23 protein-coding genes are annotated in these 26,161 nt (G+C 61.2%); 12 read left to right on the top strand and 11 right to left on the bottom strand.

Annotated elements, in window-relative coordinates; all coding sequences use genetic code 11:
• The first annotated feature begins 165 nt into the window (after window positions 1-165).
• A complete protein-coding gene (locus DA373_RS08875; protein WP_107851959.1) occupies window positions 166-1,098 on the top strand; it encodes a sodium-dependent bicarbonate transport family permease in 933 nt (310 codons plus the stop codon).
• Between the two features lie 212 nt (window positions 1,099-1,310).
• Here DA373_RS08875 and DA373_RS16460 read toward each other — a convergent pair whose 3' ends face one another.
• Both DA373_RS16460 and DA373_RS08870 read right to left on the bottom strand, forming a co-directional pair.
• On the bottom strand, window positions 1,311-1,442 hold the full coding sequence (locus tag DA373_RS16460; protein WP_232821236.1) for a putative transporter small subunit: 132 nt from the start codon (window positions 1,440-1,442) through the stop codon (window positions 1,311-1,313).
• A complete protein-coding gene (locus DA373_RS08870; RefSeq protein WP_107851958.1) occupies window positions 1,443-3,128 on the bottom strand; it encodes a sodium:solute symporter family protein in 1,686 nt (561 codons plus the stop codon).
• A 426-nt stretch (window positions 3,129-3,554) separates the two neighbouring features.
• Between DA373_RS08870 and purE the strand changes: the two genes are divergently transcribed.
• The 4 genes from purE to DA373_RS08850 all read left to right on the top strand — a co-directional run bounded on the left by purE (window position 3,555) and on the right by DA373_RS08850 (window position 9,404).
• Entirely contained in the window at window positions 3,555-4,049 is a 495-nt protein-coding gene (gene purE, locus DA373_RS08865; RefSeq protein ID WP_107851957.1) for a 5-(carboxyamino)imidazole ribonucleotide mutase, read from the top strand.
• Window positions 4,046-5,113, top strand: a complete 1,068-nt coding sequence (purK, locus tag DA373_RS08860) for a 5-(carboxyamino)imidazole ribonucleotide synthase (RefSeq protein ID WP_107851956.1) — start codon at window positions 4,046-4,048, stop codon at window positions 5,111-5,113. The genes purE and purK overlap by 4 nt, the downstream gene beginning before the upstream one ends.
• A 209-nt stretch (window positions 5,114-5,322) precedes the next feature.
• A complete protein-coding gene (locus DA373_RS08855; protein ID WP_232821235.1) occupies window positions 5,323-6,357 on the top strand; it encodes an efflux RND transporter periplasmic adaptor subunit in 1,035 nt (344 codons plus the stop codon).
• On the top strand, window positions 6,354-9,404 hold the full coding sequence (locus tag DA373_RS08850; RefSeq protein WP_107851954.1) for an efflux RND transporter permease subunit: 3,051 nt from the start codon (window positions 6,354-6,356) through the stop codon (window positions 9,402-9,404). Before DA373_RS08855 ends, DA373_RS08850 begins: the two co-directional genes overlap by 4 nt.
• A 184-nt stretch (window positions 9,405-9,588) precedes the next feature.
• Here DA373_RS08850 and DA373_RS08845 read toward each other — a convergent pair whose 3' ends face one another.
• A complete protein-coding gene (locus DA373_RS08845; protein WP_107851953.1) occupies window positions 9,589-10,629 on the bottom strand; it encodes a PLP-dependent cysteine synthase family protein in 1,041 nt (346 codons plus the stop codon).
• A gap of 128 nt (window positions 10,630-10,757) precedes the next feature.
• Between DA373_RS08845 and DA373_RS08840 the strand changes: the two genes are divergently transcribed.
• Window positions 10,758-11,222, top strand: coding sequence for an Lrp/AsnC family transcriptional regulator (locus DA373_RS08840; protein WP_107851952.1), 465 nt, complete (start codon window positions 10,758-10,760; stop codon window positions 11,220-11,222).
• A gap of 209 nt (window positions 11,223-11,431) precedes the next feature.
• Here DA373_RS08840 and DA373_RS08835 read toward each other — a convergent pair whose 3' ends face one another.
• Window positions 11,432-12,235 carry an AraC family transcriptional regulator gene (locus DA373_RS08835; protein ID WP_107851951.1) on the bottom strand — a complete coding sequence of 268 codons (804 nt, stop codon included), beginning with the start codon at window positions 12,233-12,235 and terminating at the stop codon, window positions 11,432-11,434.
• 93 nt (window positions 12,236-12,328) lie between these two features.
• On the opposite strand from DA373_RS08835, the gene DA373_RS08830 reads away from it, so the two are divergent.
• Complete coding sequence (locus DA373_RS08830) at window positions 12,329-13,315, top strand: bile acid:sodium symporter family protein (protein WP_198650280.1); 987 nt, start codon at window positions 12,329-12,331, stop codon at window positions 13,313-13,315.
• Here the strand turns inward: DA373_RS08830 and DA373_RS08825 are convergent.
• Both DA373_RS08825 and DA373_RS08820 read right to left on the bottom strand, forming a co-directional pair.
• On the bottom strand, window positions 13,287-14,225 hold the full coding sequence (locus DA373_RS08825) for a class I SAM-dependent methyltransferase (protein ID WP_107851949.1): 939 nt from the start codon (window positions 14,223-14,225) through the stop codon (window positions 13,287-13,289). The genes DA373_RS08830 and DA373_RS08825 overlap by 29 nt on opposite strands.
• Window positions 14,226-14,300: 75 nt before the next feature.
• Window positions 14,301-15,464, bottom strand: coding sequence for a Na/Pi symporter (locus DA373_RS08820; RefSeq protein WP_107851948.1), 1,164 nt, complete (start codon window positions 15,462-15,464; stop codon window positions 14,301-14,303).
• A gap of 165 nt (window positions 15,465-15,629) precedes the next feature.
• Here DA373_RS08820 and DA373_RS08815 point away from each other — a divergent pair, with 165 nt between their 5' ends.
• On the top strand, window positions 15,630-16,169 hold the full coding sequence (locus DA373_RS08815; protein WP_107851947.1) for a macro domain-containing protein: 540 nt from the start codon (window positions 15,630-15,632) through the stop codon (window positions 16,167-16,169).
• A 97-nt stretch (window positions 16,170-16,266) separates the two neighbouring features.
• Window positions 16,267-17,988, top strand: coding sequence for a potassium/proton antiporter (locus DA373_RS08810; protein WP_107851946.1), 1,722 nt, complete (start codon window positions 16,267-16,269; stop codon window positions 17,986-17,988).
• A gap of 7 nt (window positions 17,989-17,995) precedes the next feature.
• Here the strand turns inward: DA373_RS08810 and DA373_RS08805 are convergent, their stop codons facing one another.
• The 4 genes from DA373_RS08805 to DA373_RS08790 form a co-directional block, all read right to left on the bottom strand.
• Window positions 17,996-18,349 carry a rhodanese-like domain-containing protein gene (locus tag DA373_RS08805; RefSeq protein WP_107851945.1) on the bottom strand — a complete coding sequence of 118 codons (354 nt, stop codon included), beginning with the start codon at window positions 18,347-18,349 and terminating at the stop codon, window positions 17,996-17,998.
• A gap of 152 nt (window positions 18,350-18,501) precedes the next feature.
• Window positions 18,502-18,951 (bottom strand): YtoQ family protein, encoded by a 450-nt coding sequence (locus DA373_RS08800; protein WP_107851944.1) that lies wholly within the window; start codon window positions 18,949-18,951, stop codon window positions 18,502-18,504.
• 77 nt (window positions 18,952-19,028) lie between these two features.
• A complete protein-coding gene (locus tag DA373_RS08795; RefSeq protein WP_107851943.1) occupies window positions 19,029-20,120 on the bottom strand; it encodes a PQQ-dependent sugar dehydrogenase in 1,092 nt (363 codons plus the stop codon).
• A 3-nt stretch (window positions 20,121-20,123) separates the two neighbouring features.
• Window positions 20,124-20,558 carry an IS1096 element passenger TnpR family protein gene (locus DA373_RS08790; protein WP_107851942.1) on the bottom strand — a complete coding sequence of 145 codons (435 nt, stop codon included), beginning with the start codon at window positions 20,556-20,558 and terminating at the stop codon, window positions 20,124-20,126.
• Between the two features lie 222 nt (window positions 20,559-20,780).
• Between DA373_RS08790 and DA373_RS08785 the strand changes: the two genes are divergently transcribed.
• Together DA373_RS08785 and DA373_RS08780 are read left to right on the top strand one after the other, a co-directional pair.
• Window positions 20,781-21,797: an amino acid ABC transporter substrate-binding protein gene (locus DA373_RS08785; RefSeq protein ID WP_107851941.1), complete on the top strand. Its 1,017-nt coding sequence runs from the start codon at window positions 20,781-20,783 to the stop codon at window positions 21,795-21,797.
• An 11-nt stretch (window positions 21,798-21,808) separates the two neighbouring features.
• Complete coding sequence (locus DA373_RS08780) at window positions 21,809-23,506, top strand: GGDEF domain-containing protein (RefSeq protein ID WP_232821234.1); 1,698 nt, start codon at window positions 21,809-21,811, stop codon at window positions 23,504-23,506.
• 16 nt (window positions 23,507-23,522) lie between these two features.
• Here the strand turns inward: DA373_RS08780 and ppnP are convergent, their stop codons facing one another.
• A complete protein-coding gene (ppnP, locus tag DA373_RS08775; protein WP_107851939.1) occupies window positions 23,523-23,849 on the bottom strand; it encodes a pyrimidine/purine nucleoside phosphorylase in 327 nt (108 codons plus the stop codon).
• Between the two features lie 143 nt (window positions 23,850-23,992).
• On the opposite strand from ppnP, the gene ovoA reads away from it, so the two are divergent.
• On the top strand, window positions 23,993-26,113 hold the full coding sequence (gene ovoA / locus DA373_RS08770; RefSeq protein ID WP_107851938.1) for a 5-histidylcysteine sulfoxide synthase: 2,121 nt from the start codon (window positions 23,993-23,995) through the stop codon (window positions 26,111-26,113).
• The last annotated feature ends 48 nt before the right edge of the window (window positions 26,114-26,161 follow it).

Here is a 26,161-nt window from a genome sequence, read left to right as displayed (position 1 = left end):
CTATAGCGCCGGCAACGCACAATGTCCCCACTTTCCAGACTCGGCTTCGGCCGGCACTCGTTTACAGCCCGTTTTCTGCCATGCCGGCAGGCCCTTGGCCCTGTCGCAGGCCCGGCTGTGCGCGTGATTTACCAGACGTTATTTATCAGACAAAGGGGGAATGATATGCCGGATATAGTGGTGGCGTTTTTTGCGCTGGGGGTAGTTGCGGGGCTGGCCCGCTCGGACTTGCAGGTGCCCAAGGCCGCCTACGATACCCTGGGGATTTTGCTGATGCTGACCATCGGCTTCAAGGGCGGGCTGGCGCTGCACGGCAACCTGCACTGGCAGCTGGTGCCGGAGCTGCTGGCGGTGGCGTCCCTGGGAGTATTGATCCCGCTGGTGTGCTATCCGCTGGCGCGCCGGCTGCTGCGTCTCGATCAGGCCAACAGCGCCAGCCTGGCCGCCCACTACGGCTCGGTGAGCGCCGGCACCTTTGCGGTGGCGCTGGCCTATGCCCAGACCCTGCAGCTGGAAATCGCGCCGGAAACCACCCTTTACCTGGTGCTGCTGGAGCTGCCCGCCATCGTGGTGGCCATTTCCCTGTACAAACGGCTGGCGGGACAGGATGGTGTTGCCAGCAGCGGCAGCGTCTGGCATGAAGCGCTCACCAGCCGGGGCGTGGTGTTGCTTACCGGCGGCGTACTTATCGGCTATTTCTACGGTCCCGAGCGGGCGGCGCCGGTGAGCGATCTGTTTATTCACGCCTTCAAGGCGTTGCTGGCGCTGTTTTTGCTGGAAATGGGGCTGTGCGCGGCCAAGGCGTTGACGCCGGTGCCCTGGAAGCGCTGGCCGGTGATGCTGTTTGCCCTGGCAGCCCCCCTGGTGCTGGCGGGCCTGGGGGTTGTGGCGGCCTCGGCGCTCAGTCTGCCGGCGGGCAGCGCGCTGATCCTGGTGGCGCTGGTGGCCAGTGCTTCCTATATTGCCGCCCCGGCGGCCATTGGCGCCGCCATCGAAAAGGCCGACATTGGCCTCGCCATGCTGGCCTCACTGGCGGTGACCTTTCCCTTTAATGTACTGGTGGGCATTCCGCTCTACGCCCGCTGGCTGGCGGCCTGATATACACAGCATGCGAAGCAACAGCGTGGTTGCACTCCGCCGACACGCTCCAAGCCCATCCGTGGGACGCTCGGCAAATTCCATCCCTGGAATTTGACGGTCGGCTACGGCAATCCCCGCTGCTGCTTCGTGAAGCTAATGAATCGCTTGCCTTCGTATGATTACAAAAAAAGCGGACCCCTTGAGGTCCGCTTTTTGCTCTCCGCGGTGGCTTACACCAGCTCGCGGTTTTCCTTCTTGGCGGCGACGATGTCTTTCCACACGCCGCGGCAGATCATGATCAGCACCCAGAGGGTGAGGGCGGGCCAGATCAGAATATAGGCCCCCAGGGTCAGTTCATTCATTCAGGACTCCTTGGCAAGGTGAGCGGTTTTCATGGCAGCCGGAGCAGCATGCTCGAAACGGTCGTCGTAGTTGCCCACACGCTTTTTAATCAGATTAAAGTCGAACTTCTGGTCGTCCATCAGGCTCACCAGCACGCAAACCAGGGTGCTGACGCCGTAGGCCACCAGAGAAGACAGCAACACGGTATATTCCCGCAGGAAACCGGTGGCAAAGAACATCAGCGCCAGGCCGGCGAGGATGCCGGCGATAAAGCCGACGTGGCGCCCAAAGAAGCCGAACGCCATCAGGCCGATCACCACACCGCCACCGATACTGGCCAGCAGTTCAAACAGCACGGCCACGGCGCCGGTCATGGGCAGCAGCTCAAAGCGGGCCACGCAGAACATGATCAGGGCAGCCACTACCGAGGTAGTAAAGGCCCGGTTGGTGACCCGGTTCCAGAAGCAGCTGGCGATGACCGGGAATACGATGGCACCCCAGAGTGCGCCCACGAACACCAGCATCACCAGAATATCGAGAGAGAAGCTGGCAAAGACAATGCCCAGCATGGTGGCCACCACCATGGTCAGCCGGCCGATAAACAGCATGCGCTTGGGATCGGCCTTGCCCCTGGCAATGTTCTTGCCGTAAACGTCGGCCATCACGATGGCGGACAGGGCAGACAGATCCGAGTCGGCGGTGGATGAGAGCGAGCCGATCACCAGAATAAAGAACAGGGCAATAAATACCGGCGGCAGGTAGCTGGACACCATCTGCGGGATCAGGTTGTTCATGTCACCGTTCAGCGGCTCAACACCTGTAGTCAGGGCCATCAGGCCGATCATGCCCAGACCAATCACAATGGCGCCGTAGCCCAGGGTAGCGGTCAGGAAAGTCGGTTTGATGTGCTTCTCGTTGACCGCAAACAGCCGCTGGGAAATGGTCTGGTTACCGATGGCATAGGCCAGCACCGCCACAAAGTAGGGCGCACCCTGATGCAGAACGGCATCGGTGGAGAACAGGTTGGCCTGCTCGGCGGTGAGGTGATCAAAGCCGTTCATCACCTCGGCCGGGCCGCCCATGGCGAACAGCACGGCAGGAATGATCACCACGGCGATGGCCATCAGCGCGATCAGCTGGGCGAAGTCGGTGAGCACGGAGGCGCGGAAGCCCGACCACAGGGTGTAGCTGAGTACGCCCACGCCGGCGATGATCACGCCGGTCTGGAAGGACAGCGGCGACAGCACCGACACCAGGGCGCCGGCGGCGGTGAAGTTCACCATCAGGCTGATGATGCTGCCCAGCAGGTTGGAAAACGCCAGGATCAACTGGCTCGAGGAGCCGTGACGGGCGTGAATGACTTCCCCAAGAGTATGGGCGTTGGGCGCCAGGGCGCGGAAGCGACGGCCAAAGGGGTAGATGAACAAAATCATCAGTGCGCCCCACAGACCATAGTGAAGCGGACCCGACACCCCGTAGGTGTAGCCCGAGGTAGCGGCGGCATAAAACGAGGCGGCCCAGATCCAGGTGGCGGTCATGCTGGCCGCCCCCATGCCAAAGCCCACGCTGTGGTTGGACACCATAAAGGCGTCGGTGTCTTCCTCTTCCTTCTTGATGAAGGTGGTGATCAGATAGGTTCCGCCGTAGAAGGCGGCCAGCAGCAGCAGCACAGTCGTGCTGGAAAATTGATAGAGTTCCAAGTTCATCTCCCTGTCTTGCGAAAAACACAGACAAGCGCCAGCAGCATCACCCAGGGTGAAATGCGGGGCGCGGTTTGGACGACCTGGCTGACGGCAACGGACGTGTAGAACCGGTTAGGGTTCGGCAAACAATTCGAGTATGTTTTGCAGCGAAGCAGTGCGCTTAAAGACGTTGGCGTTAGCCTGGTATTGTGCGGTCGACGACACAGGGTCGTGCGTTACGGTAAATCTTCGGTCGCGCCCATCATAAGGCGTACACCTCCTCAATGTTGCAATACCCTTATTTGTTACATGGGTCATACCTTAGCGACAGAGTCAGGTAATGTCCACCCCCGGAGCGTTTGCCGCTAGCCGCAAAACCGCCGTTTCGCTATAATCCGCGCTCCCCCAGATCCACCAGAATATGCTGAACGTTGTTGAACAGGAGTAGTCATGCAAGCAAAAGTTGCCGTCATCATGGGCTCGAAAAGCGACTGGCCCACCATGCAGGGTGCTGCAGAGATCATGGACAAGCTGCAGGTTTCCTATACCGTGGAAGTGGTGTCGGCGCACCGCACCCCCGACAAACTGATGGAATTCGGTGAAAAGGCCGTCGAACGCGGTTATCAGGTGATCATCGCCGGTGCCGGCGGCGCGGCGCACCTGCCGGGCATGGTGGCCGCCAAGACCCGCCTGCCGGTGCTGGGCGTGCCGGTACAGAGCAAGGCCCTGAGCGGCCTCGACAGCCTGCTGTCCATCGTGCAAATGCCCAAGGGCGTGGCCGTGGGTACCCTGGCCATCGGCACCGCCGGTGCCTTTAATGCCGGCCTGCTGGCCTGCCAGATGCTGGCCAACAACGATGCCGAACTGGCCGAGCGACTGGAAAGCTTCCGTACCGAGCAAACCAGCACCGTACTGGGCAGCCCGGATCCGCGGGAGGACGCATGAGCCGTATCTGGGTACTGGGAGCCGGCCAGCTGGGCCAGATGCTGAAACATGCGGGCATGCCCCTCAATCTGGACGTGCGTCCGGTTGATATTGAGTCCGAAGAAACCTTTCCGCTGGAAGCCCATGAAAAGGTCACCGCCGAGCGCGAGCAGTGGCCCGAGACCGCCGCCACTCAACAGCTGGCGGCCCACCCGGCCTTTGTGAACCTGAACACCTTTCCCATTCTGGCGGATCGCTACACCCAGAAGTCACTGATCGACAGGCTGGGTCTGGCCACCGCACCCTGGCGTCTGGTGGAAACCGACACCAGCGCCGAGGATCTGCATCAGGCTCTGGGCGAGCGGGTACTGCTCAAGCGGCGCACCGGCGGCTACGACGGCCGTGGCCAGCACTGGCTGCGCGAGCCGGGCCGGGATGCGATTCCCGACGACTGGCACGAACAGGCCATTGCCGAACAGGCCATCGACTTTGACGAGGAAGCCTCCATCGTTGGCATGCGTGGTGAAGACGGCCAGTGCTATTTCTATCCGTTGACCCTCAACCTGCATGTGAACGGTATTCTGCTGGGCTCGGTCTCGCCCCTGGCGCGGCTGACACACCTGCAGGGTGAAGCCGAGCGCATGCTCAGCACCCTGATGAATGATCTCGATTATGTCGGCGTCATGGCCATGGAGTGCTTCCGGGTCGGCGATCATCTGCTGATCAATGAACTGGCGCCCCGAGTGCACAACAGTGGTCACTGGACCCAGGCGGGTTCCAACGTCAGCCAGTTTGAAGCGCACCTGCGCGCCGTGGCCGGCTTGCCGCTGGTTGAGCCGACGGTGAAAAGCACCAGCGTCATGGTCAATCTGGTAGGCACAGAGCGCAATGACGACTGGCTGTCGGTGCCTGGCGCCGAGCTGTACTGGTATGGCAAGGAAGTGCGCCCCGGTCGCAAGGTGGGTCATATCAACTTCTGCCTGAGCAATGCGGCCGACACCAAAGCCGCCCTGGACAAGCTGGAGCCCATGCTCCCCGCCAGCTACGGCATTGTGCTCGACTGGCTGCGCAGTCAGCTTAACTGAGTTCGCTTTACCGTAATATGCAAAAAGCCCCGCTGCAAAGCGGGGCTTTTTCATGGGTGCCTGTCTGGCGGACCGGTGCCGTGGTGTCAGGGCTGTTTGAGTCGATCTCAACTTGGTATGCTGAGTTATCGCTCTGATGGTATGGAAGGCAGATGGTGGCTCGGGGTTGGCGCGCGCGCATAAAAAATCATAACGGGTGGGCATGGGGAGTGGCGGTGCTGCTGGTGGTGGCGTTCTGGCTGTGGCGGGGCACCCTGTACCAGGCGGCGAGCGAGGCCCCCGAACCTGCTACCGCGGAGCCCGCCCCCGGGCTTCGGCTGCAGGTGCAGACCCTGACCGCCGAGCTCTATCAGCCTCAGGTGGTGCTGCAGGGGCAGTTGCAGGCGGTGCAGCGGCTGGTGCTGCGCGCCCGCACCGAGGGGGTGGTGGAGCGATTGTCCGGGCTGGGCGAGGCGGTGAACGCCGGCGAAGAGCTGCTTCGGCTCAGTGTGGATGATCGCCGGGCCGCGCTGGCCCGGGCCGATGCGGAGCTGGCATTGCGGCGGGCCGAGCTGACCGCCGCCGAGCGGCTCAGGCGCAAGGGGCTGCTGGCGGAAACCGATTACCTGATGCGCCAGTCTGCCGCCGCCCAGGCCGAGACGGCGCTGCTCCAGGCCCGGCTGGCGCTGGATTACAGCCGGCCGGTGGCCCCCTTTGCCGGCACCGTGGATGCGCACCATGTGGAGCCGGGGGACTATGTCAGGGCCGGGGACGAGCTGCTCACCCTGGTGGACGCCAGTGCCCTGAAACTGGCCGCCGCCGTACCGCAGCAGAAGGTGGCGGGGCTGCAGCCCGGACTGCCGGTGACCGCCACCCTGCTGGACGGCCGCGAGCTTGAAGGCAGCCTGACCTTTGTGGCCAGCGCCGCCGATGCCGCTACCCGCAGCTTTGCGGTGGAAGGCCGCTTTGCCAATCCGCAGAGCCTGCGGCTGGCCGGGGTCAGCGCCGAGCTGGTGATCAGGCTGCCGCCCCGTCCGGCCCACCGGCTGTCGCCGGCGCTGCTGAGTCTGGATCAACGGGGCCGGCCCGGCGTGCCGGTGGTGGATGAGCAGGAGCGTCTGCAGCTGTTGCCGGTGACCCTGCTGGCCATTACCCCCGATGAGGCCTGGGTGGCCGGCTTGCCCGAGCAGGCCCGGGTGGTGACCCGGGGGGCCGGCTTTGCCGAACCCGGTGACAAGGTGGTGGTGCAGGAGCCGGAGCAATGAGAGCCCTGATTGCCGCCGCCGTGTACCGCAGCCGGGCCACCCTGCTGGCCTTTTTGCTGTTGCTGCTGGGAGGCGTCGGGGCCTATCAGGTGATCCCCAAGGAAGCCAACCCCGATGTGACCATTCCCATCATGTATGTGTCCATGGGGCTGGAAGGCATCAGTCCGGAAGACGGCGAGCGCCTGCTGGTGCGGCCCATGGAGCAGGCGCTGCGCACCCTGGAAGGCATCAAGAAAATGACCTCCACCGCCAGTGAAGGCCATGCCGCCGTGATGCTGGAGTTCGATGCCGGCTTTGACCCGAAGCAGGCATTGCAGGAGGTGCGTGAAAAGGTGGACTCGGCCCGCAGCGATCTGCCTCAGGAGGCGGATGAGCCGGTGGTGCACGAGATCAACGTGGCCTTGTTTCCGGTGCTGTCGGTGGCCCTGTCGGGGCCGCTGTCTGAAGGCGAGCTGGTGATGATTGCCCGCCGGCTGAAGGACGAGATTGAAGGCATTGCCGAGGTGCTGGAGGTGGATATCGGCGGTGACCGGGAAGACGTGCTGGAGATCCTGGTGGACCCTCAGGTGCTGGACGGCTACGGCATCGACTATGTGCAACTGTTTAATCTGGTGTCCCGCAACAACCGGCTGGTGGCCGCCGGCAGCCTGGATACCGGCGCCGGCCGGCTGGCCATCAAGGTGCCCGGCGTCATTGAAGATCTGGATGACATCCTGAGTCTGCCCATCAAGGTCAGCGGCGATACCGTGGTGACCTTTGGGGATGTGGCCACCCTGCGGCGCACCTTCAAGGATCCCGCCGGCTTTGCCCGCATTAACGGCCAGCCCGGTGTGGTGCTGGAGGTGAGCAAGCGCGCCGGGGCCAACATTATCGAGACCATAGCGCAGGTGAAGACACTGCTGGCGCAGGCTCAGCCCCTGCTGCCCGAGGGCGTGAGCATCGACTACATCATGGATCAGTCCATTCAGATTGAGACCATGCTGTCGGACCTGCTCAATAACGTGCTCACCGCCGTGGTGCTGGTGCTTATTCTTATTCTCGCCACCATGGGGGTGCGCTCGGCGGTGATGGTGGGGCTCACCATTCCCGGCGCCTTTCTCACCGGTATTCTGATCATTTGGGGCATTGGCTTTACCATGAACATTATCGTGCTGTTTGCCCTTATTCTGGTGGCGGGCATGCTGGTGGACGGCGCCATCGTGGTGAGCGAGCTGGCCGACCGCCATCTGCATGAAGGTCAGCCCTCAAAGGAAGCCTGGATCAATGCCGCTCACCGCATGAGCTGGCCGGTGATCGCCTCCACCTTGACCACCCTGGCGGTGTTCCTGCCGCTGTTGTTCTGGCCCGGGGTAGTGGGGCAGTTTATGCAGTATCTGCCCGCCACCGTGATTATCTGTCTGCTGGCGTCCCTGGCCATGGCGCTGGTGTTTTTGCCCACCATGGGCGGCCTGGGCCGGGCCGGCGGCGTGCCCAAAGCGCCTGTGGTGGTGCCCGGACTGAACCACTATCGCCGGCTGCTGGCCTGGCTGCTGCGCCGCCCCGGGCTGACCCTGCTGGGTACCCTCGGGCTGATAGCGCTTATCTATGCCGGTTATGCCCGCTTTAACCACGGGGTGGAGTTCTTTCCCGATATCGAGCCCGACAGCGCTCAGTTGCAGGTTCGGGCCAGAGGGGATCTGTCCGTTTATGAGAAGGATGCGCTGCTGCGGGAAGTGGAAAGTCGGCTGACCGGCCTCACCGAGGTGAAGGCGCTCTATGCCCGCAGCTTTGCCATGGCCGACAACCAGCGCGGCAGCGATGTGATTGGCGTGCTGCAGTTTCAGTTTATTGACTGGTATTTGCGCCGCCCGGCCAACGCCATTCGGGAAACCATGCTGGCGCGTACCGCCGATATTCCCGGGGTGGTACTGGAATTTCGAGAGCAACAAATGGGACCGGGAGGTGGCAAGCCGGTGGAAATCCGGCTGTCGGGCAGCGACGACGCGACCCTGAGTGAGGCCACCGATAGGTTGCGCACCGCCATGAGCGAGCTGGGCGGTTTTGCCGATATTGAAGACGATCGCAGCCTGCCGGGCATTGAATGGCGGCTGGAAGTGAACCGGGAAGCCGCCGCCCGCATGGGGGCCGATGTGCTCAGCGTGGGCAATGCGGTGCAGCTGGTGACCAACGGCCTGCGCCTGGCCAGCTACCGGCCGGAAGACGCCAGCGACGAGGTGGATATTCGGGTGCGGCTGCCCGGCCACTGGCGCTCGGTGGATCAGCTCTCCCGCCTGACCCTGAACACCCACCGGGGGCAGGTGCCGCTCAGCCAGTTTGTGACCCTGACCCCGGCCCCCAAGGTAGGCACCCTGCACCGGGTAAACGGCAAGCGCACCGTCACCATCAAGGCCGACATTGCCGAGGGCTTTCGCCTCGACGAGCGGCTGACGGCGCTGCAGCGAAGCGGTGTGGTACTGCCCGAAGGTGTGGCCCTGGCCGTGGCCGGAGAAGACGCGGATCAGCGGGAGGCTGCGCAGTTTCTGACCACCGCCTTTATGGTGGCCGTATTGCTGATGACGCTGATCCTGGTGACCCAGTTCAACAGCCTGTACCAGACTGCCCTGGTGCTGTCGGCCATTGTGTTTTCCACCGCCGGGGTGCTGATGGGGCTGCTGCTGAACGGTCAGTCGTTCGGCATTGTGATGGTGGGCATGGGCATCATCGCCCTGGCGGGCATAGTGGTGAACAACAATATCGTGCTGATCGACACCTTCAACCAGCTGCGGGCCGATGGCATGAGCCCGGTGGAGGCGGCGCTGGAAACCGGCTGCCTGCGTCTGCGTCCGGTATTGCTCACCGCCATTACTACCGTACTGGGGCTGATGCCCATGGTGCTGGGGGTGAATGTGGACTTGCTGGCGCCGTCTCTGGGGCTGGGCGCGCCGTCCACCCAGTGGTGGACCCAGCTGTCCAGCGCCATTGCCGGTGGCCTGGCCTTTGCCACTCTGCTGACCCTGCTGCTCACTCCCTGCATGCTGGTCTTGAACCCCTCTTCGAGGGAGCTGTAAGCCGGAAAGCAGCTGTAAGCTATAAGCTGTCAGCTATAAGTGGTGAAAAATGGAGAGTGCGGTGTGGTGCTTGTAAGCAAGACCGTTTATAAAAATACCGCCATAGTTCATGAAGATTTCATGTCTTTTGGCGGTATTCTTTTGGTTTTTCTTACAGCTTAAAGCTGATAGCTTACAGCTCAGGCTAGCCCAACAGGGCCAGCTGTTCGCTCCAGGGCCGAATATCGCCGATATGTTCGGCGACCCATTCCGGGTTGTAGTAGGTGTCGAGGTAGCGCTCGCCGCCGTCGCACATCAGGGTGACCAGGGAGCCGGTTTTGCCGGCTTTTTGCATTTCCTGCGCCAGTTGCAGTACGCCCCACAGGTTGGTGCCGGTAGAGCCGCCGGCCTTGCGTCCCAGCATGCGCTCCAGCCAGTGAATGGTGGCGATGCTGGCGGCATCGGGCACCTTGATCATGCGGTCGATCACCTCGGGCAGAAACGAGGCCTCCACCCGGGGGCGGCCAATGCCTTCAATGCGGCCGCAGGCCCGGCTGGTAAGACTGGCATCCTGCTGCTGAAAGCTGTCAAAAAACACCGAGTTTTCCGGATCCACCACCACCAGCCGAGTGTTCAGGCCGGCATAGCGAATGTAACGGCCCAGGGTGGCCGAGGTGCCGCCGGTGCCGGCGCTCATTACAATGGCGTCTGGCTCCGGGTGCGGCTCTTCCGCCAGCTGGCGGAAGATGCTTTCGGCAATGTTGTTGTTACCACGCCAGTCGGTGGCCCGCTCGGCATAGGTGAACTGATCCATGTAGTGGCCGCCGGTGTCATGGGCCAGCTGCTCGGCGGCGGCATAGACCTCGCTGGCATGCTCCACAAAGTGACAACGGCCACCCAGGCGCTCCACCTGAGCGATTTTGCTGCGGGTGGTTGAGGCGGGCATCACGGCGGTAAAGGGCAGTCCCAGCAGCTTGGCGAAATAGGCTTCCGACACCGCCGTGCTGCCTGATGAGGCTTCCACCACATGGGTGCCTTCCCGCACCTTGCCGCTGCAGATGGCGTGCAGAAACAGCGAGCGGGCCAGCCGGTGCTTGAGGCTGCCGGTGGGGTGGGTGCTTTCGTCCTTGAGGTAGATATCAATGCCGTCAAGGGCGGGAATATCCAGCCGGTAAAGGTGGGTATCGGAAGTGCGCAGCTGATCGCTGGAGAGAATTTTAAGGGCGGTGCGGGTCCACTGGCTCATAAGAAGGCGTCCGTGAAAACTGGGGAATAACAGGAATTGTATTCTCACTCAACGAAAAAAGTTTTCTCTTGTTCCCGGTATGGTGGATAATTTTGAGAAAATTTTTCTCTCAATGAGCGTTTAAGCGAATGGATAATTTCGATCGCCAAATACTGGCTCTGTTGCAGCAGGACGCCACCCTGGCGCTGAAGGATCTGGCGGAGGCGGTGAACCTGTCCACCACCCCCTGCTGGAAGCGGGTGAAGCGGCTGGAAGAGGCCGGTTACATTCGTGGCCGGGTGGCGCTGCTCGATGCCGAGCGGCTGGGGCTGGGACTGTCGGTATTTGTGCAGATAAAAACCCAGCACCACGACAGCCGCTGGCTGGCGCGCTTTGCCGAAACGGTGACTGCCTTTGACGAGGTGGTGGAGTTTTACCGCATGTCCGGGGAATGGGATTACATGCTGCGGGTGGTGGTGGCCGACATCAAGGCCTTTGATCGCTTTTACAAAAAGCTTATCAACAGCACCGAAGGCCTGTCCGACATCACCTCCAGCTTTGCCATGGAGCAAATCAAGTACACCACGGCCCTGCCGTTAAAAGCGAGGGATTAGGGGCAAAAAAGGGGATTGGGGAATAGGGACCGGGGAATAGAAAAACTCAGTGGCAGGTAGCGCCGGCGTTTCACGAAGCGGCAGTGGGGCTTGCCGGAGCCGACCGTCACATGCCATGGATGGCATGTGCCGAGCGTCCCAGGGATGGGCTTGAAGCGTGTCGGCGGAGTGCAACCGCACTGCTGCTTCGCTTTGTGGTGAAGCAGAAGTCACGAGCTTTCATACTTTCTGCGCATATATTCGCCCGGTGTGCAGCCCATCAGTTCGCCAAAGGCGGCGATAAAGGCCGACAGGCTGTCGTAGCCGCATTCCAGCGCCACATCGGTAATGCGCAGGTTGTGCTCCAGCAGGGGCAGGGCGGCGAGCAGGCGGGCGCGCTGACGCCACTGGCGAAAGCCCATGCCGGTGTGGCGCATGAAATACCGGCCCAGGGTCTTGTCGCTCACGCCCAGTTGCCGGCTGAAATAACCCATGGGCCGGCGGCAGTCGGGGTGAGCGGCCAGATACCGGCAGATGCCGGCCAGGGGCTTGTCGTCGGGCCAGGGCAGCATCAGGGCGCAGCCCGGTGCCTCCGTCAGCCGGTCCAGCAATACCGCCACCAGCCGGCCTTCGGCACCGCTCTCATCGTATTCCACCTCAAAGTGGCTGAACGCCAGGATCAGCTCCCGCAGCAGCGGGCTGATTTCCACCACCTCGCAGGGCCGTGCCGGCACCGCATCGGGCGTGATATACAGGCTGCGGATTTGGGTGCCGGCGGTGCAGTGCACACCGTGACTCAGGCCGGGGGGTATCCATACCGCCCGGCTGGGCGGGGCCACAAAACGGGCATGGGGGGTGTCCACCGTGATCACCCCTTCGGCGGCCCAGGACAGCTGTATCCAGGGATGAGCATGGGGAGTGTGAATGGCTTGATTGGGCAAGGACCACCGCTGCCCCAGCAGCGGCCGGGGCAGCTGCAGCCGGGCCAGCTGGTCCAGAAGATGCTGCTGTTTGTCCGTTTGTCGATACTTCATCTCTTTTTGCCGATAAAGTCATAGTGATGTGCTCATTATAATGCTGACCCTACTTGTCACAATCAGGACACTGTCATGCTAAAAATGTTACGTCTGCTGTTCGACAATTTTACGCTGATCCTGCTGGCGGTGGTGGCCGCCGCCACTCTGTTGCCGGCCCAGGGGCAGGGTGCCGTGCTGTTTGACTGGCTGACCACGGCGGCCATTGCCCTGCTGTTTTTTATGCACGGCGCCAAGCTGTCCCGTCAGGCCATTGTGGCCGGTGCCACTCACTGGCGGCTGCACCTGCTGGTATTCGGCTGTACCTTTGTGCTGTTTCCGCTGATTGGCGTGTTGTTAAAGCCGCTGCTGCTGCCGCTGCTGGGAGAGCAGCTCTATATGGGCGTGCTGTTTTTGTGTGTGCTGCCGGGCACGGTGCAGTCGGCCATCGCCTTTACTTCGCTGGCGGGCGGCAATGTGCCGGCGGCGGTGTGCAGTGCCTCGGCATCCAGCATTCTGGGCATCCTGCTCACCCCCCTGCTGGTGGCGGCATTGCTGAACATGCAGGCCGGTGAGGCGGTATCACCGATCGACTCCATTCTGTCCATCAGCGCCCAGCTGCTGCTGCCTTTTGCCACCGGCCATCTGTTGCGCCCTGTCATTGGCGGCTTTGTGGATCGCAACCGGGCCTGGCTGAGCAAAATCGATCAGGGCTCCATTTTGCTGGTGGTCTACACGGCGCTGAGTGCCTCCGTGGTGGAAGGGTTGTGGCACACGGTATCCATGACCCGGCTGGCGATGCTGGCGCTGGTGTGCTGCGCCTTGCTGACGCTGGTGCTGTGTCTGACCGCGATGCTCGGCCGGCGCCTGGGCTTTAACCGGGCAGATCGCATCACCATTATTTTTGGCGGCTCCAAAAAGAGCATGGCCACGGGCGTGCCCATGGCCAAGGTGTTGTTTGCCGGCGCCATGCTGGGGCCGGCGTTGCTGCCGCTGATGCTGTTTCATCAGATCCAGCTGATGGTGTGCGCCGTGCTGGCGCAGAAATACGCCCGTGAAGGGGATCCGGACCTTAACCCTGAGCAAACACCAGCGCCTTGAGCCCCGCCTCGGGATCAATGTCGGCAAACTCGGGCGGGTTGTCGAGGCGCTGTACAAAGCGCAGCTGTGGTGCCTGCTCTTTCATGCCGTCGATCAGAAAGCGGGAATCAATATCGGGATCGTTGACGCAGGCCAGCACGGTGCCCTGTTCGGTTAGCAGCTCCGGCAGCCGGCGCAGGATCTTTGCGTAGTCTTTGGTAAGGGCAAAGCTGCCCTTCTGGAACGACGGCGGGTCGATAATGATGAGCTCGTAAGGCCCCAGTTTGCGCACCTTGCCCCAGGACTTGAACAGTTCGTGGCCGAGAAAGCCGACCCGGCTCAGATCGTGATGATTCAGCCGGTGGTTGTCCCGGCCCCGGGAGAGTGACGATTTGGCCATATCCAGATTCACCACTCGCTCGGCACCGCCGGCGATGGCGGCCACGGAAAAGCCGCAGGTGTAGGCGAACAGGTTTAGCACCCGTTTGCCCTGTGACTGCTGTCGCACCCACTGCCGGCCCAGGCGCATATCCAGAAACAGGCCGTGATTCTGGTTGCGGCCCAGGGTCAGCTGGTAGTTCAGCCCGTGCTCGCGCACCACAGGGCTGGGCTCAAGCTCCCCCCAGATCACCTCCAGCGGTGCGCCCTCGCGGCCGCGGTGCTGCAGCAGTAGCGCCCTGGCCCCGCTCTGTTGCCAGGCCTGAGTGGTGGCAAGCTCCTTCAGCAGGCTGACCAGGGTGCTCAGAAACTCAGGTGCCGGCTCCCGGAACAGGCTGACCAGCAACTGGCCATCGAGCCAGTCGGCAGTCAGCTGCTCCAGCCCGGGCCAGCGCCGGCCCCGGCCGTGAAACAGCCGGCGGGCCTCGGCGGGCAGGTGTTCCAGGGCGGTGTGCAGGTGAGCCTGAAAGGCAGGCAGGGCGGTGGTGTCCATGGCGTTGTCCGGCAAGAAAAAAAGCAGGCGCCATTTTAGCGGCCTGCTTTTGATAACTCCACTCGGGTGGTCAGCTTACAGCCACTGGCTGAGGCCCACCAGGCCCAGAGGCAGGGCGAAGAAGACGCCGACGATATAGGCTGCCACATAGCCCTTGTTGCGCTGGGCCAGCCCGGCCAGACCTTCGGCCATGTACATGGGCAGGGCGCGCAGCACCGGCAGCACGTAAATCAGCGCGATGGCCATGATGTTGAACAGCAGGTGCACCAGAGCGATTTGCAGGGCTACCATGGCCGAGGCGCCGGTAATGGCGGTGGCGGCCAGCAGAGCGGTAATGGTGGTACCGATATTGCTGCCCAGAATAAAGGGATACACCTGCTTCAGGCTGAACATGCCGGAGCCGGCCAGGGGCACAATCAGCGAAGTGGTGGTGGAGGAAGACTGCACCAGCACGGTGACCAGGGTGCCCGAGGCCATGCCGGATACCGGGCCGCGACCCACGGCGGTACGCAGAATGCCCATGGCCCGGCCTTCCATCAGGGTGCGCAGCACCTTGCCGATCTGGGTCACTACCATCAGGATCAGACCGATACCCAGCAGAATGAGCGCCACGCCGGACCAGATGCCGGGCAGCCAGGCCACGCTTTCCTTCATCATGCCGGTGGCGGGCGCCAGCATGGCCTTCATAAAGTTCATGTCTTTTATGCTCATGCTGGCATCACTCACCAGCAGCGCCGACAGCCAGCCCGATACGGTGGCCAGGGGCTGGAACAGCAGTTCCAGGGGCAGCACAATGGCCACCGCCAGCAGGTTAAAGCTGTCGTGCACGGTGGCGGCAGAAAAGGCGCGGCGAAATTCCTCGCCGTTGCGCACATGGCCCAGACTCACCAGAGTGCTGGTCAGGGAGGTGCCGATATTGGCACCCATCACCATGGGAATGGCAATGGCCACCGGCAGGCCGCCGGCCACCATGCCGACGATAATAGAGGTGACGGTGCTGGAGCTCTGGATCAGCGCCGTGGCTACCACACCGATAATCAGCGCAATCAGCGGATTGGAAGCAAATTCAAACAGGGCCTTGGCATCGTCGCCGGCGGCGGCCTTAAAGCCACTGCCAATGGCGCCCACAGCAGCCAGCAGCAGATAAACCAGGGTGGCCACCAGCAGCCAGGACGCCCAGCGGGGCAGGCTTTGACCGGGGGCGGCGGAAGCGGGCAGGGCGGAAGTGTCAGTGCTCATGGTACATCCTCATCGTCATGATGCGCGCACTATGCCGCCCCAATATGACGGTTTTATTACAGTGTGACACTGGAGTGACACTTTGATGACGGTGGTGGTCGGGGCCGTTGTTAAATTGCAGGGTTTGGGTTTCGATTGGAACTTTAACGGCGAGGAGGCAAGCTCATGAAACGATGGCAAGACAATGTATGCATCGAATGTGTCCAGGGCGACATTACCCAGCAGCCCGACATGGACGCCATCGTCAATGCCGCCAACGGCGCATTGTTGCCCGGGGGCGGGGTGTGCGGGGCCATTCACCGGGCCGCCGGTCCCGGGCTGGCGCAGGAATGCCGGCCGCTGGCGCCCATACGGCCGGGGCAGGCGGTGATCACCGGAGGGCACCGCTTGCCTAATGCCCATGTGATCCACTGCCTGGGGCCGGTCTACGGGGTGGATGAGCCCGCCGATATTCTGCTGGCGTCCTGTTATCGCGAGGCCATGACATTGTGCGAGCAACACGGGCTTTTGTCGGTGGCTTTTCCGGCCATTTCCACCGGCATCTTTGGCTATCCTGTCGAGCCGGCGGCGCAGGTGGCGATCAATACCGTCTTAACAACGCTGCCGGCTTGCAGCAGTCTGAAGCGAGTCCGGTTTGTGCTGTTCAGTGACGCCGATCTGGCCTGTTATCAGCGGGTGCTGAACGAGTGGAAAAATCCTGGTTGAATTTATATTTCAAAATAGCCATTAAAAATTCACTTCCGGGGTTTCTACTCGATTGTGATATAACACTCGCATCTAAAAACGCACTGGAATAACAATATTGGATAATATCGAACATCTGTTTTTGCTGACCGGCGTGTTGTTGTGCCTGAGCGTGCTGGCCACCCTGGTGTCGGCGCGTTCAGGCATTCCCATTCTGCTGATTTTTCTGTTAATTGGCATGCTCGCCGGTGAAAGCGGGCCCGGTGGCATTCAGTTCGAGAGTTATTCCCTGGCCTATACCGTGGGCAACCTGGCCCTGGCCATTATTTTGCTCGATGGTGGCATGCGCACCCGCATGGATACCTTTCGGGTGGGGCTCAAACCGGCGCTCAGCCTGGCGACCCTGGGAGTGGTGATCACCAGCGGCATTACCGGTCTGCTGGCGGTGTATATTCTCGATCTGGGCTGGCTGCAGGGGCTGCTGCTGGGGGCCATTGTGGGCTCTACCGATGCGGCGGCGGTATTTTCCCTGCTCGGGGGCAGGGGCATGCAGCTGAACCAGCGGGTGGGCGCGTCGCTTGAGATTGAATCGGGCACCAACGATCCCATGGCCATCTTTCTGACCCTGACCCTGATTGCGCTGATCACCGGTGAAATGAACAGCATGGGCGACGCCCTGCTGTTTCTGCTGAGTCAGTTTGGCGTGGGGGCCCTGGCCGGCCTGGCGGGCGGCTGGCTGCTGGTACAGCTGATTCGGCGGGTGCACCTGGCTTCGGGATTATATCCACTGCTGGTGGCCGGTTTTGGCCTGACCCTGTTTGCCCTGACCGCCGTGCTGGAAGGCAGTGGTTTTCTGGCGGTATACCTGGCCGGACTGGTGCTGGGCAACTCCCGGCTGCGCAATCTGGAGGCGATTTTGCCGGTGTTCGACGGTCTGGCCTGGCTCAGCCAGATTGGCCTGTTTCTGGTGCTGGGGCTGCTCATTTCGCCCGCCGACATGTGGGCGCTGGTGCTGCCCGCCAGCCTGATTGCCCTGGCCATGATCTTTATTGCCCGGCCGCTGGCGGTGCTGGCTTCACTGCTGCCGTTTTTCCGTTTTAATGCCCGGGAACTGGGCTTTATCTCCTGGGTGGGGCTGCGGGGCGCCGTGCCCATTGTGCTGGCGATTTTCCCGCTGATGGCCGGCATTGAGGAAGGGAGCATGCTGTTTAACGTGGCCTTCTTTGTGGTGCTGATTTCCCTGCTGGTGCAGGGCTCCACGCTGCCACCGGTCGCCCGCTGGCTGGAAGTGGAAGTGCCGCCGGAGCCGGCGCCCCGGCGTCGCTCCATGCTGGGTATTTTCAAGGAAGACGATTTTGAAATGTTTCTCTATCAGGTGGAAAGTCAGTCCCTCGACGGTGTGGTGGTGCGGCAGCTGACTTTCCCCCCCCATTGCCGGGTGGCGGCGGTATTCCGGGGCGAAAACCTGCTGCCTGCGTCGGGCAGCACCCGGCTGGCCATCAATGATGTGCTCTGCGTCATTGGCCGCAGCACTCACCTCAAGACCCTGAACAATATGTTTGGTGGTGATATTGAGGTGGCCCGTGAAAAAGCCCGGGCTTTCTTTGGCGACTTTATTCTTGATGCCAGTGCGCGCATGGGGGATGTGGCGCTGATGTATGGTGTGGATGTGCCTTTCGACGAGCAGGATCTGACCCTGGGGGACTTTATGCTGGCCGGCAGCAGCGGTCATCCTGTGGTGGGGGATCACTTTATACGTTACGGCATGATCTGGACGGTCGCGGATGTCGACGGCGATCGCATTCTGAAAGTAGGTATGCGTGAGCATGAGCCGTCGTGATAACGGCTTACTCCGCAGGCAGAACGTGTCCCGCAGCTTGTGGCAGTAGTGCCGGTGCAGGCTCTTCGCCACGAATATTGTTCAGGCTGCCAAAGTCTTCCACCCGGCTGTAGCCCAGTGCCTGCAGGGCTTCCATGGCCATGCGCGAGCGGTGACCGTCTTCGCCGTAGAGGTTGATGGGCGTGCTGCGGTTGGGAAAGCGCTCGGTCACGCCCCGGGCGATATGAGTATGGGGAATGAGCACGGCGCCCGGCAGGTGGTCCTGCTGATACTCCTCGGGACTGCGTACATCCACCCAGACTGGTTCGGCGGCCATTAACGGCGTGGCCAGAAGCAGCAGGGCAAGGAAACGGGCATTCATGAAAGCCAAACCTGTTCAGTAACATTCGTCCACAGTGTAAAGCAGAACCGGGTGTCACAAAGCCACAGGTGGCCACCGGCCGACAGAAACCGGCACATGGAAGTAAAAACGGAGCCATTAAGGCTCCGTTTGAAGATTTTCACTGCTGTCTATCAGGACATCAGGTAGGCCAGGATCTCTACCACCTGCTCGGGGTGGCGGCAGGTCGCCTTGGCAGCCTCGTCCACTTCCTTCAGCGGGTGGTCGTTTTCGGCATCGTGCAGGGTGATAATGGGCACACCGGACGCCACGGCAAAGCCGGCGTCAAAAGCGGCGTTCCACTGCTTGTATTTGGGGCCGAAACGCACCACTACCAGATCCGCTTCCTTGATATGGGTGGAGGTACGAATGCTGTTGATGCCGGAGGCCTTGCGATCACGCCAGAAGTTGTCTTCCTCGCTGCCCAGAATGTTCACGCCGACCATGTCGCTGGCGTCGTGATCGGTCACGGCGGAGCTGAAGCGCACTTTCAGGCCCTTGGCTTCGCAGCCATTGATGATTTGCTCGCGCCAGTCGGTGTGGATCTCGCCGGAGAGGTAGACGTTCCAGATCTTGTCGCTCATATTGCCTTCCTTATTGTTCACAAAAGTAACTTAAATAAAGTACAGTTGTTACAGGTTACCCCATTTCAGCGGCAAAATCAGCCCTTGGCTGAAGCCGGCATCAGCTTCAGCAACCGGCCGTCGTCTGCATCGGTCAGCACGTAAATACCACCGTCGGCGGCCTGATGCAGGGTGCGAATACGCATATTCAGATCACGCAGCAAATGATGCTCACCCGTCACCCGGGTTCCGTCCAGTTCCAGCCGCACCAGTTTTCGTCCGGCCAGGGCGCCGATAAACAGGTTTCCCTGCCATTCGGGAAAGGCATTACCGCTGTAAAACAGCATGCCCGAGGGAGCGATGGAGGGCACCCACACCCAGAGCGGATCCGCCATGCCGGCCTTGCTGGTGCCCTCGCCAATGGTGCCGCCGCCGTATTCTTCACCAAAGGTCACCACCGGCCAGCCGTAGTTGGCGCCTTTTTTGATGTGGTTGACTTCGTCACCACCCTGAGGACCGTGTTCGTGGGCCCACAGCTCGCCGGTGCCCGGATGAATCGCGGCCCCCTGCACATTGCGGTGGCCCAGACTCCAGATTTCGGGCCGGGCGCCGGGTGTGTTAACAAAAGGGTTGTCGGCGGGCACCCGGCCGTTGTCGTGCAGGCGCAGTATCTTGCCGAGATGATTGTCGAGTTTTTGTGCCTGATGGCGGCTGTGATAACGATCGCCTGTGGTAATAAAAAGATAACCATCGGGATCAAACGCAAGCCGCGAGCCGAAATGGGCCCGGCCGTGAGTTTTGGGCACCTGCTCAAATAGTATCTGTAATTGCTCCAGCCGATCACCGGCCAGTCTGGCCCGGGCCACGGCGGTGCCGGCGCCCCCCGTTCCGGGCTGACTGAAGCTGAAATACAGCAGGCGACTGTGCTCAAAGCCGGGGTGTAATGCCAGATCGAGCAGGCCGCCCTGGCCGCTGGCGGCAATGGGCGGCAAGCCGGATACCTGGCGGCGCTCTCCGTCCGGTGTCAGGCGCAGCAGCCGGCCTCTGCGCTCGCTTATCAGCAGGCTGCCATCGGGCAGTTCGGCCATGCCCCAGGGATGATGAAGCCCCCTGGCCAGGGTCTGCACCCTGTATTCCTGCGCTGTCAGCGGCAGGCTCAGCAGCAACAGGGCAGCGAGAAGCCGGAACATGGTTCACCACTCCGGCTCGGCATGGGGATCATAGCCTTCATACTGCACCGGACGTACGCCGGTTTCGCCGGTCATGCGTGGATACTGCCGTTCCGGCGAGCCGGTTTTCGGTTTTTTACGGGAGCGGGACACCTGAAAAATCCAGTCGTCACCAAAGTCAAACCAGTAGAACAGCTTTTTTCCTTTCGGCAGGGGAAAGAGCTCGGCAATGGCGGCATCGTGAGAAAACTCTTCACCGTCGAACAGCTGGCGCTCGGTACCCTGCTCCTTGCGGGAAATAAAAAAGGAATACAGGTGATCGTTGTCAAAGCGCACCGCCTGCTGAATGGCGTCGTGCAGATCATGCAGCGAAGACTGATCGTCGATTTCCAGCTCGCATCCCCAGTCGTGGTGGGCATACATGCCGGCTACCAGCTGGACGGTAAGAATGATGAGCATGGCAGGCCTCCTGACGGTAACACATAGTGTCAGAATAGCCGCTGATGGCTGGCTGCGTTGCTCTGTATAAGCGGGCTGCCTGAAAGAAAGACGGTGATATGTTCATCAGCTTGCCTTTGGAGGCATACCGGTAATCGGATTGGTATGGTAGTTGCTTTATGCCATTCTCTCAATAATGGCTCATGCTGAACAGGATAATGGAAGCAATAGCAGGTTGTGGTCATGGCTATTCGAATAATGGGCAAGGCCGGGCTGGTGGCAGCGTGGCTGATATGGCTGATGGTCATGCCAGCTCAGGCTGGCACACTGGCGGAGGTGATGCGTCACGGTGACATTCGTTGCGGTGTGTTTCCGGATGACCCCGGACGCAGCGCCATTGATGAAAACGGTGTCTGGCACGGATTTTACGTGGACTTCTGCCGCGCCACTGCCGCCGCCCTGTTTGGCGATCCCGGCCGGGTACAGTTTGTGGAAGTGGACGCCAGCAGCCGTTTTACCACCCTGCAGCAAAAACGCAGCGATGTGGTGATGTACAACTCCACCTGGAGCATGGGGCGGGAAGACAGATACCAGGTGGCGTTTCCCGCCATTTACCTGTTCGACGGCCAGGGGCTGATGGTACGCAAGGGAGCGGGCATTAAAACCCTGGCCGATCTTGACGGAAAAACCGTCTGTGTGGCGGAAAATACCACGTCCCATCATAATTTGCTGACCCTGCTGGAGCGGGATCAAATCCATGCCCGGGTCCTGTTTTCCAACGGCGACAGCTTTTTCCGGGGGCATTGTGATGCCTACACGGATGACCGTATCAACCTGGCCGTCAGCCGGGCACACCGGGCCGACAATCCCGAACACTACCTGGTGTTGCCCGGGCTGCTTTCCCGTGAGCCCATCGGACCCATGGTACGCAATGACGATGCCCGGTGGCAGCGGGTGATCCGGGCCGTGATCCACGCTCTGATCCTGGCCGATGAAAAAGGCATAACCCAAGGCGGCGTTGAGCGGGCGGCCCGTCAGAGCAAAGACGAGGAAGTACGCAACCTGCTGGGGGTGAAAGGCGATCTGGGGGAGCGGCTGGGGTTACCCGCCAACTGGGCCTATCAGGCCATTCGCAGTGTGGGTAACTACAGTGAAATCTACCAGCGGCACTTTGGCCCGGGCACGCCGGTCAATGTGCCGGCGGGGCTGAACCAGCCCTGGTCCCGGGGCGGCTTGCTCTACGGGCCGCTGTTTCGGTGAGTGTGGCGCCTGTGAGCAGGAGACAGGGAGCCAGGGCACAGGGCAGTCTGGGACGCAGACTGACTCTGATCATCATGCTGGTGTTTGGTTTTTACCTGCTGTCTGCTTCGTTGTTTGTGTATGTCATGTTCAGCCAGTATGCCGGCCTGGCCGGCGCGGTGGGCGGTCATTTTGAGCGTGCCATGATCGCCGCCGAGCTGACCCGGGACGCCGAGACCATCGCCGCCGAAGTCTACGAGCTGCTGGTGGGCAACGATCGCTCGGTCAGTGCCGGCAATCGCCGGGTGGAAAACCTGACCAGCCTTTATCAGGCTACGCGCAATCGCCTGGAGCAACAGGGTACAGATGTCAGCCAGGCCGATACCATGATACTGGATCGCTGGCAGACCCCCTTTTTCGGCAGTCTGGAGCGGCTCAATGAACGGCTGCGTGCCGAGCAGGCGCTGCAGGGAGAGCAGCTTCAGCAGATGGACGACTTGTTTGTGCTGCTCAGTCAGGTTTCCGATCTGGAGGCCGGTAACGGCACCCTGCCGCTGCCGGAGCAGCGCTTTTTCGGGCCGGCGCTGGCTGCACTGGGCTATGCCGCGGCCGTACTCAGTGCCGAGCGGCCGGGGCACATTGATCAGCTTGAGCGCTACAGCCGGCAGCGTTTGCGCGAACTGGCGAAGATTGAGCTGACCCGGCCGTCGTTTATTGCGCTGCGAGACCGGCTTGAGCAGCAGTTGCCCAGGGTGTTCAACAGCAGGTTGCCATTGCTGCGTCACGCCCGCGCCACCCTGGCCACGGCCCGGCAGACCCGGGTGCTGGCGCAAAAGCTGACCAGCGCCGTTTTTAACTATCATCAGCGACTGAAGGCCGAAGCGGAGCAGGCGCTGCATGAGCAGCAGACGTTGATGCAGCGCTCCCTGGCCGGGCTGCTGGCGGCGTCACTGATGTTGTTTCTGATCACCCTGGTGGCCACTTTCTATATTCGCCGGGCCATTATTCAGCGTATCAATCACCTGAGCCAGGCCATGCAGTCTCATGGCAAGGGCTGTCCGGTGCCCATTCCTACCGGTGGCGACGATGAAATCAGCCGCATGGGCGCGACCTTCGAGGTGTTTGTCAACGCCCGGGCTTCGGCGGAGCAGCAGCTCGAGCAGGCCAACCTGCATCTGCAGGCGATGAATCAGTCACTGCAGCGCCTGAGCGAGGTTGATGAACTGACCCAGATCGCCAACCGGCGCTGCTTTGACCGGCACCTGGAAGCCGAATGGCGCCGGGCCCAGCGTGAGCAGCGCTCCCTCGGCCTTGTTATGGCTGACATTGACTACTTCAAACGCTTCAATGACGAATACGGCCATCAGCTGGGGGATGAATGTCTGCACCGAATCGCCCGGGTGCTGGCCGGTCAGCTGCACCGCCAGGGGGACATGGTGGCGCGCTATGGTGGCGAGGAATTTATCGTCTTGCTGCCGGAGCTGGAGCTGTGGCAGGCCCGTCATGTCGCCAGACGATTACTGAAAGCCGTGCGGGAACTCAACATTGAGCATGGCCAGTCCGAGCATGGCATTGTGACCCTCAGTCTGGGAGTGGCAGCCACTGTGCCGGATCAGGAAGACAGGGTTGAAGATTTGGTTGGCCGGGCCGACAAGGCACTGTATTCGGCCAAGGAGCAGGGCCGCAACCGGGTGTGTGTGGCACCCCCGGAAGACAGGGCCGGCAACTGAATGCCGGCCCGGGCGCTTACTTGATGTAGGAGCAGCAGTAGTCCACCAGGCTGTGAACCTTGAGGTTGAAGCTGGCGTTGGCGGGCACCTCAAAGGACTCGCCGCCCTGAATGCGCTGCCAGTCGGAGCTGCCAGGCAGCTGCACTTCCAGATCGCCGGCGGTAATTTCCATCAGCTCGGCGGCTTCGGTACCAAAGGTGTATTCACCGGGCAGCATGATGCCCAGGGTCTTGTGGCTGCCGTCGGCAAATTTCACCACCCGGCTGGTGACCTTGCCGTCGTGATAAACATTGGCGCGAGTTTCGACGGAAACATTATCGAACTGGGCGTCGGCTTGAGACATGATACTTCCTGTAATTTGTGTAAAAAGGGAGATTGGTTATAGCACAAGCCCGGCCACCGTAAAATGCCTGCAACGACCGCAAGTGCAGGCTTCTCATTTTCCCTGCGCCAAGGTAACGTAAACAAAAAAATGTGATCAGGGACATGTTCATGCAGACACTGGCAGAGGCCATCACCCGAACCCCGTTGCTCACCGGTACGGATCCGGAGCAAAAGCGGGAAGAAATCCGCCGCTACTTTCACCATACCTTCAGCCTGTACGAGGCGTTGTTTGACTGCATCGCCACCGACGAAGCCTATTATTCCCGGCCCGAGCCCCTGCGCCATCCGCTGATCTTCTACTTTGGTCATACTGCGGTGTTCTTTATCAACAAGCTGGTGCTGGGCAAGTACCTGCCCGAACGCCTCGACGAGCGGCTGGAGTCCATGTTCGCCATCGGCGTGGATGAAATGTCCTGGGACGATCTCAACGACGCACACTACGACTGGCCCAGCCTGGCCCACACCCGGGACTACCGCAACCGGGTGCGGGAAACGGTAGATGGTTTTATTCGCGACATGCCGCTGACCCTGCCCATTACCCAGGACTCGGCCGCCTGGATGGTGTTGATGGGCATTGAGCACGAGCGCATACACCTGGAAACCTCCTCGGTGATCATGCGCATGCTGCCCCTGAACCAGCTCACACCTCATTCACTGTGGGCGCCCTGCGCCGACTCCGGCCCGGCGCCACAGAACACCCTGCTGCCGGTGGCCGGCAGCACCATTACCCTGGGCAAGCCGGCCTCGGCCGCCACCTATGGCTGGGATAACGAATACGGCAGCAAAACCGTGGAGGTGCAGCCTTACCGGGTATCCCGCTATCTGGTGTCCAATGGCGAATACTCGGCCTTTGTAAAGGATGGTGGTTATCAAAAGCCGGAATACTGGACCGATGAAGGGCGCCAGTGGCTGAATTATACCCAGGCTGCCATGCCCCGCTTCTGGCTGGAGCGGAACGGCGAATACTGGCAGCGCAACCTGCTGGAAGAAGTGCCCCTGCCGCTGGACTGGCCGGTGGAGGTGAACTACCTGGAAGCCAGGGCCTTCTGCAACTGGAAGGCGGCGCAAACCGGCACGCACATTCGCCTGCCCACCGAGGCCGAATGGACCTTGTTGCGTGAGCGCATCGACGCCGATCAGCCCGACTGGGAGCGAGCGCCGGGCAATATCAACCTGGAGTATTACGCCTCGTCCTGCCCGGTGAACCGTTTTGAGTGTGATGGCATTTATGACATTACCGGCAACGTCTGGCAGTGGACCGAAACCCCCATTGACGGCTTTCCCGGTTTTGAGGTGCATCCGCTGTACGATGATTTCTCGACGCCGACCTTTGATAACCGGCACAACCTGATCAAGGGGGGCTCCTGGATCTCCACCGGCAACGAAGCCACCCGCCATTCCCGCTATGCCTTTCGCCGGCACTTCTTTCAGCATGCCGGCTTTCGTTACATTGAATCCGATAACCCAGAGGTCCCCGTGGAACCCGTCAACACCTATGAAACCGACGAGCTGGTCGCTCAGTATCTGGAATTTCACTATGGGGATGCGTATTTCGGCGTGCCCAACTATCCGGTGGCCTGTGTCAATGCGCTGCTGGGGCACCTGCCGCATGTGAGCAAGGGCCGGGCGCTGGATCTGGGGTGCTCGGTGGGCCGGGCCAGTTTTGAGCTGGCGCGCCACTTTGACCGGGTGGACGGCATCGACTTTTCTGCCCGCTTTATTCAGCATGGTGTTCAACTGCAGGAAAACGGTCAGACACGCTTTGCCATTCCCACCGAGGGCGAGCTGGTGGAGTTCAGAGAAGCCAGTCTTGAACAAATGGGCTATGCCAGTGTGGCCGACCGTATCGAATTTGTGCAGGGCGATGCTCACAATCTGAAGTCCCGTTTCACCGGATATGACCTCATTTTCTGCGGCAACCTGATTGACCGCCTGTATGATCCGGCGGCGTTTCTGGCTCAGGTGCATGAACGGCTCAATGCCGGTGGCTGCCTGGTGCTGACCTCGCCCTATACCTGGCTGGAAGAATACACGCCGAAAGCCAAATGGCTGGGCGGCATCAAGGTCAACGGCGAGAATTTTACGACGCTGGATGGCCTGAAAGCGCTGCTGGGCGAGCGCTTTGAGCTGGAGGCCCGGCAGGATATTCCCTTTGTGATCCGGGAAACCCGGCGCAAGTTCCAGCATACCCTGGCCGAAATGACGGTCTGGCGACTGAAGTAAGCCGTTACATCAGATGCAAAAAAGCCGGTCATTCGACCGGCTTTCTTA

Source organism: Oceanimonas marisflavi (assembly GCF_003049725.1).
Lineage (GTDB): Bacteria > Pseudomonadota > Gammaproteobacteria > Enterobacterales > Aeromonadaceae > Oceanimonas > Oceanimonas marisflavi.
This window is presented reverse-complemented; position numbering and strand designations above follow the sequence as displayed.

Excerpts from the sequence above, each read along its gene's own strand:
- DA373_RS08875 (WP_107851959.1), top strand. The coding sequence starts at position 166 with ATGCCGGATATAGTGGTGGCGTTTTTTGCGCTGGGGGTAGTTGCGGGG.
- DA373_RS16460 (WP_232821236.1), bottom strand. The coding sequence starts at position 1,442 with ATGAATGAACTGACCCTGGGGGCCTATATTCTGATCTGGCCCGCCCTC.
- DA373_RS08870 (WP_107851958.1), bottom strand. The coding sequence starts at position 3,128 with ATGAACTTGGAACTCTATCAATTTTCCAGCACGACTGTGCTGCTGCTG.
- purE (WP_107851957.1), top strand. The coding sequence starts at position 3,555 with ATGCAAGCAAAAGTTGCCGTCATCATGGGCTCGAAAAGCGACTGGCCC.
- purK (WP_107851956.1), top strand. The coding sequence starts at position 4,046 with ATGAGCCGTATCTGGGTACTGGGAGCCGGCCAGCTGGGCCAGATGCTG.
- DA373_RS08850 (WP_107851954.1), top strand. The coding sequence starts at position 6,354 with ATGAGAGCCCTGATTGCCGCCGCCGTGTACCGCAGCCGGGCCACCCTG.
- DA373_RS08845 (WP_107851953.1), bottom strand. The coding sequence starts at position 10,629 with ATGAGCCAGTGGACCCGCACCGCCCTTAAAATTCTCTCCAGCGATCAG.
- DA373_RS08840 (WP_107851952.1), top strand. The coding sequence starts at position 10,758 with ATGGATAATTTCGATCGCCAAATACTGGCTCTGTTGCAGCAGGACGCC.
- DA373_RS08835 (WP_107851951.1), bottom strand. The coding sequence starts at position 12,235 with ATGAAGTATCGACAAACGGACAAACAGCAGCATCTTCTGGACCAGCTG.
- DA373_RS08825 (WP_107851949.1), bottom strand. The coding sequence starts at position 14,225 with ATGGACACCACCGCCCTGCCTGCCTTTCAGGCTCACCTGCACACCGCC.
- DA373_RS08820 (WP_107851948.1), bottom strand. The coding sequence starts at position 15,464 with ATGAGCACTGACACTTCCGCCCTGCCCGCTTCCGCCGCCCCCGGTCAA.
- DA373_RS08815 (WP_107851947.1), top strand. The coding sequence starts at position 15,630 with ATGAAACGATGGCAAGACAATGTATGCATCGAATGTGTCCAGGGCGAC.
- DA373_RS08805 (WP_107851945.1), bottom strand. The coding sequence starts at position 18,349 with ATGAATGCCCGTTTCCTTGCCCTGCTGCTTCTGGCCACGCCGTTAATG.
- DA373_RS08800 (WP_107851944.1), bottom strand. The coding sequence starts at position 18,951 with ATGAGCGACAAGATCTGGAACGTCTACCTCTCCGGCGAGATCCACACC.
- DA373_RS08795 (WP_107851943.1), bottom strand. The coding sequence starts at position 20,120 with ATGTTCCGGCTTCTCGCTGCCCTGTTGCTGCTGAGCCTGCCGCTGACA.
- DA373_RS08790 (WP_107851942.1), bottom strand. The coding sequence starts at position 20,558 with ATGCTCATCATTCTTACCGTCCAGCTGGTAGCCGGCATGTATGCCCAC.
- DA373_RS08785 (WP_107851941.1), top strand. The coding sequence starts at position 20,781 with ATGGCTATTCGAATAATGGGCAAGGCCGGGCTGGTGGCAGCGTGGCTG.
- ppnP (WP_107851939.1), bottom strand. The coding sequence starts at position 23,849 with ATGTCTCAAGCCGACGCCCAGTTCGATAATGTTTCCGTCGAAACTCGC.
- ovoA (WP_107851938.1), top strand. The coding sequence starts at position 23,993 with ATGTTCATGCAGACACTGGCAGAGGCCATCACCCGAACCCCGTTGCTC.